The organism is Agromyces sp. NPDC058484, assembly GCF_042720415.1.
Lineage (GTDB): Bacteria > Actinomycetota > Actinomycetes > Actinomycetales > Microbacteriaceae > Agromyces.
In genome coordinates this window covers 74,382-79,006 of record NZ_JBHXMP010000002.1, presented here as the reverse complement: position 1 = coordinate 79,006, position 4,625 = coordinate 74,382, and the positions used below count along the sequence as shown (strand labels likewise).

Below are 4,625 nucleotides of genomic sequence, written 5' to 3'. Positions count from 1 at the left end.
ACCCCCTTGTCCCTCCCGCCATTTGCCGCGCCGGGGGCGCCACCGCCTTGGGTTGTCTCATTGCCCGGGGGGGGGGGGGGGGGGTCCGGTACGCCCCCCCCCCCCCGCACCACGACTACACCCGAGGCTTCTCGCGCATCTCGATCGTCTCGATCTCGTCGCCGACCTGGATGTCGTTGTACTTGCCGAGTCCGATGCCCGCCTCGAAGTCCGTGCGGACCTCGGTGACGTCGTCCTTGAACCGGCGCAGCGACTCGATGGCGAGGTTGTCGCCGACCACGACGCCGTCTCGGATGACGCGCGCCTTCGCGTTTCGCGTGATCGTTCCCGATCGCACGATGACACCGGCGATGTTGCCGAACTTCGAGGAGCGGAACACCTCGCGGATCTCGGCGACACCCGACTGCACCTCTTCGAACTCGGGCTTCAGCATGCCCTTCAGCGAGTTCTCGATGTCGTCGATCGCGTTGTAGATGACCGAGTAGAAGCGCACGTCGACGCCCTCGCGAGCCGCGCGTTCGCGCGCCTTCACGTCGGGGCGCACATTGAACCCGATGACGATCGCGTTGTCGATCGTCGCGAGGTCGATGTCGCTCTCGGTCACCGCGCCGACGCCGCGGTGGAGGATGCGCAGCTGCACCGACTCGTCGACCTCGATCTTCATGAGCGATTCCTCGAGCGCCTCGACGGCACCCGACACGTCGCCCTTGATGATGAGGTTGAGCGCCTCGACCTTGCCCTCTTCGAGCGCACGGGTGAAGTCCTCGAGCGAGATGCGCTTGCGCGCCTTGGCCAGCTGCGCGTTGCGCTGTGCGGCTTCGCGCTTCTCGGCGATCTGACGCGCGGTGCGGTCGTCCTCGGTGACGAGGAAGGTGTCGCCGGCGCGCGGGACCGTCGAAAGACCCTGCACCTGCACGGGACGAGACGGCGTTGCGGCGAGCACGGCGTCGCCGTTCTCGTCGGCCATGGCACGCACGCGACCGTAGGCCGTGCCCGCGACGATCGCGTCGCCGACGCGGAGGGTGCCCGACTGGATGAGCACGGTCGCCACGGCGCCGCGTCCCTTGTCGAGCTTCGCCTCGATGGCGACGCCTCGCGCGTCCTTGTCGGGGTTCGCACGCAGGTCGAGACCGGCGTCGGCGGTGAGGAGCACCGCGTCGAGCAGGTCCTGGATGCCGATGCCCTCGCGCGCCGACACGTCGACGAACAGGACGTCGCCGCCGTACTCCTCGGCCACGAGGCCGAACTCGGTGAGCTGCTGGCGCACCTTGGCGGGATTCGCGTCGGGCTTGTCGATCTTGTTCACGGCCACCACGATCGGCACGTCGGCCGACTGCGCGTGGTTCAGCGCCTCGATCGTCTGCGGCATGATGCCGTCGTCGGCCGCGACCACGAGGATCGCGATGTCGGTCACCTGCGCACCGCGGGCACGCATGGCGGTGAACGCCTCGTGACCCGGGGTGTCGATGAAGGTGATCGCCCGGTCGACGCCGTCGTGCTCGGTGTGCACCTGGTAGGCACCGATGTGCTGGGTGATGCCGCCGGCCTCGCCCGCGACGACGTTCGCGTTGCGGATCGCGTCGAGGAGCCGGGTCTTGCCGTGGTCGACGTGACCCATGACGGTGACCACCGGAGGACGCTGCTGGAGCTCCTCGTCGGTCTCGTCCTCGAGTTCCTGGTCGAGGTCGATGTCGAAGCCCTCGAGCAGCTCCCGGTCCTCGTCTTCAGGCGAGACGACCTGGATCTTGTAGCCGAGCTCGGCGCCGAGCACCTCGAACGTGGCCTCGTCGAGCGACTCGGTCGCCGTCGCCATCTCACCGAGGTGGAACAGCACGGTGACGAGCGAACCGGGGTTCGCGTCGATCTTGTCGGCGAAGTCGGAGATCGAGGAGCCACGGCGCAGCCGGATGACGGTGTTGCCGTCGCCGCGGGGAACGCTCACGCCGCCGAGCGACGGGGCCTCCCGCATCTCGAATTCTGCCCGCTTCGTCCGCTTCGACTTGCGCGACTTGCTCTTGCCGCCGCCACGGCCGAACGCGCCGGCGGTGCCGCCACCCGGGCCACGGCCACGACCGCCGCCGCCCGCGGGACGCGGGCCGCCGAAGCCGCCGCCGGGGCGCTGGAAGCCGCCGCCTGCGCCGCCCGGGCGTGCACCGGCTCCGGCACCTGCGCCGCCGGGGCGCTGGAAGCCACCGCCGCCGGGGCGACCGGCACCGCCGGGACGCGGGGCGCCGGGACGCGGCGAACCGGGACGCGGCGCCTGCGGGCGGGGGATGTTGCCCGGGTTCGGGCGCTGGCCCATGCCCTGGGAGCTCGAGAACGGATTGTTGCCCGGACGCGGCTGGGCCGGGCGCGAGCCCATGCCCTGCGCGCTCGAGAACGGATTGTTGCCCGGACGCGGCGCGCCGGGTCGCGGCGCGGGACGCGGGATCGCGCCACCGGGCTTGGGCGCCGACGAGGGCTTCGCGACATCCGACGCGGCGGCAGGTGCGGCCCCCGAATCGGCGGGCTTGCCTGCGGCGGCCTGGGCGGCCCTCTCCTCGGCCTGCGCCTGGCGCTCGGCGACCGTCATCGGTGCGTCGGCGACGGGGGCTGCGGGCTCAGCGGGAGCCTCGGCAGGCTTGGGTGCCGGCTTCGGGCCGGGCTTCACCGCACCGGCGGGTGCAGCCTTGGGTGCGGGCGCAGCCTTGGCGGCGGGCGCGGCCTCGGCGGCGGGCGCAGCCTTCGCGGCGGTACCGGCGGCCTCGAGCGCAGCCTTCAGCCGGCGGGCGACGGGGGGTTCGATGGACGACGAGGGTCCCTTGACGTACTCGCCCATCTCCTTGAGCTTCTCAAGGGCGATCTTGCTGTCGACACCGAGTTCGGATGCGATCTCGTGTACGCGTGGTTTGGCAGCCACTTCTCTCCTGTTCCGGGCCCACCCCGAAACAGGGCGGACCATCAATGGCGGACGGGTCTCATTTCGAGCCGCTCATTAGTTGTCACTCATTGGTAATCACTGCGCCGTTCAGCCTGTTCTCTACGTTGCTGGTGTCCACCTCGCCGCGGATGCGGAGTGCGCGCCCGAAGGCGCGTCGCCGCACGGCGAGTCGGTAGCACTCGAGCGTCGGATGCAGCCACGCGCCCCTCCCCGGAAGCACGGCCGAAGCATCCGCGACGACGTGGGAATTCTGGAGAGCGACCCTCAGAAGTGAGGATCGCGGGGCACGCGAACGGCATCCGATGCACGTTCTGACGGGTTCCATCTTACACTCTGCGCTGTCGGGCCGCCGACGCCGCGGTTCGGCTCAGTTCGACTCGAGGATCGAGTCGGGCTGGATGTCGATCTTCGCGCCCGTGAGCTTCGCGGCGAGGCGGGCATTCTGGCCCTCTTTGCCGATCGCGAGCGACAGCTGGTAGTCGGGCACGAGCGCGCGCACGGCGCGCGTCGTCTCGTCGATGACGAATGCGCTCGTGACCTTCGCGGGGCTGAGGGCGCTCGCAACGAAAGTGGCGAGGTCGTCGTTCCAGTCGACGATGTCGATCTTCTCGTTGCCGAGCTCGGCGGTGACAGCGCGAACGCGCTGACCGAGCTCGCCGATGGCGGCGCCCTTGGCGTTCACGCCCGGCTGGTTCGCCCGCACGGCGATCTTCGTTCGGTGACCGGCCTCGCGGGCGAGCGAGACGATCTCGACGACACCCGAGGCGATCTCGGGCACCTCGAGGGCGAAGAGCTTTCGCACGAGGGCCGGGTGCGTACGCGACACCGTGATCGAAGGGCCCTTCTGGCCCTTCGCGACGCTCGTGACGTACACGCGGATGCGCTGTCCGTGCGGATACTCCTCGCCGGGCACCTGCTCCTCGGGCGGCAGGATCGCCTCGACGGCGCCGAGGTCGATGTGCACCATGCGCGGGTTCGGCCCCTGCTGGATGATGCCGGCGACGATGTCGCCCTCGCGCCCACGGAACTCGCCGAGCACGGCGTCGTCGGCGATGTCGCGCAGGCGCTGGTTGATGACCTGCTTCGCGGCGAACGCGGCGATGCGGCCGAAGTCGCTCGGCGAATCCTCGACCTCGCCGAGGACGTTGCCCTCGTCGTCGAGTTCGGGAACGTACACCGACACGTGACCGGTCCTGCGGTCGAGATGCGCCCGGGCGCCGCTGGGGTTCGCGTGCCCGTGCTGGGCGGGGTTGGTGTGCTTGAGGTAGGCCATCAGGATCGCCTGCTCGATGATCTCCACCAGTTCGTCGAACGGGATCTCCTTCTCGCGCTCCATCATGCGGAGCACGCTGAGGTCGATATCCATGGCCGGCCTCCTCTATTCAGCTCTCAGTGCCGCTTCCCCTCGGAGCGGACAACTCTCTACCGTACCGGATGCCGCTGCCACCGGCATCCTGTCAACCGACCAAGCGGACAGGCAACGGTACAGCGAAGGGGACGGCGGATGACGGATGCCGCGGGGCATCCGTCACCCGCCGTCGGTGCGATGCGCGCACTACGCGGGGAACACCTGCACGACCGAGGGTCGCGGGGCCCCGACCCCGCCCCCCCCCGGGGCGGGGCCCGAAAAGGGGGAAAAACGCGGGTTTGGGCCCCCGGCGCCCAAGGGCCCCCGGGGGTGGACAGCCCCCAACACCCAAATCAC

3 protein-coding genes are annotated in these 4,625 nt (G+C 70.1%); all 3 read right to left on the bottom strand.

The annotated features are described in order from the left end of the window. Window positions 1–115: 115 nt before the first annotated feature. Genes infB through nusA form a run of 3 tightly spaced genes read right to left on the bottom strand, consistent with a single transcriptional unit; the run spans window position 116 to window position 4,286 of the window. Window positions 116–2,941 carry a translation initiation factor IF-2 gene (gene infB / locus ACFWN7_RS02840; protein ID WP_376937171.1) on the bottom strand — a complete coding sequence of 942 codons (2,826 nt, stop codon included), beginning with the start codon at window positions 2,939–2,941 and terminating at the stop codon, window positions 116–118. 40 nt (window positions 2,942–2,981) lie between these two features. Beyond that, the gene (locus ACFWN7_RS02835) at window positions 2,982–3,245 is read right to left on the bottom strand and encodes a YlxR family protein (protein ID WP_376937170.1); all 264 of its coding nucleotides are present in this window, start codon (window positions 3,243–3,245) and stop codon (window positions 2,982–2,984) included. Window positions 3,246–3,287: 42 nt separating this feature from the next. After that, window positions 3,288–4,286: a transcription termination factor NusA gene (gene nusA, locus ACFWN7_RS02830; RefSeq protein WP_376937169.1), complete on the bottom strand. Its 999-nt coding sequence runs from the start codon at window positions 4,284–4,286 to the stop codon at window positions 3,288–3,290. Between the last annotated feature and the right edge of the window lie 339 nt (window positions 4,287–4,625).

What these genes read in the sequence shown, in the direction of transcription:
- infB (WP_376937171.1), bottom strand. Translation starts at nt 2,941, where the DNA reads ATGGTCCGCCCTGTTTCGGGGTGGGCCCGGAACAGGAGAGAAGTGGCT.
- ACFWN7_RS02835 (WP_376937170.1), bottom strand. Translation starts at nt 3,245, where the DNA reads ATGGAACCCGTCAGAACGTGCATCGGATGCCGTTCGCGTGCCCCGCGA.
- nusA (WP_376937169.1), bottom strand. Translation starts at nt 4,286, where the DNA reads ATGGATATCGACCTCAGCGTGCTCCGCATGATGGAGCGCGAGAAGGAG.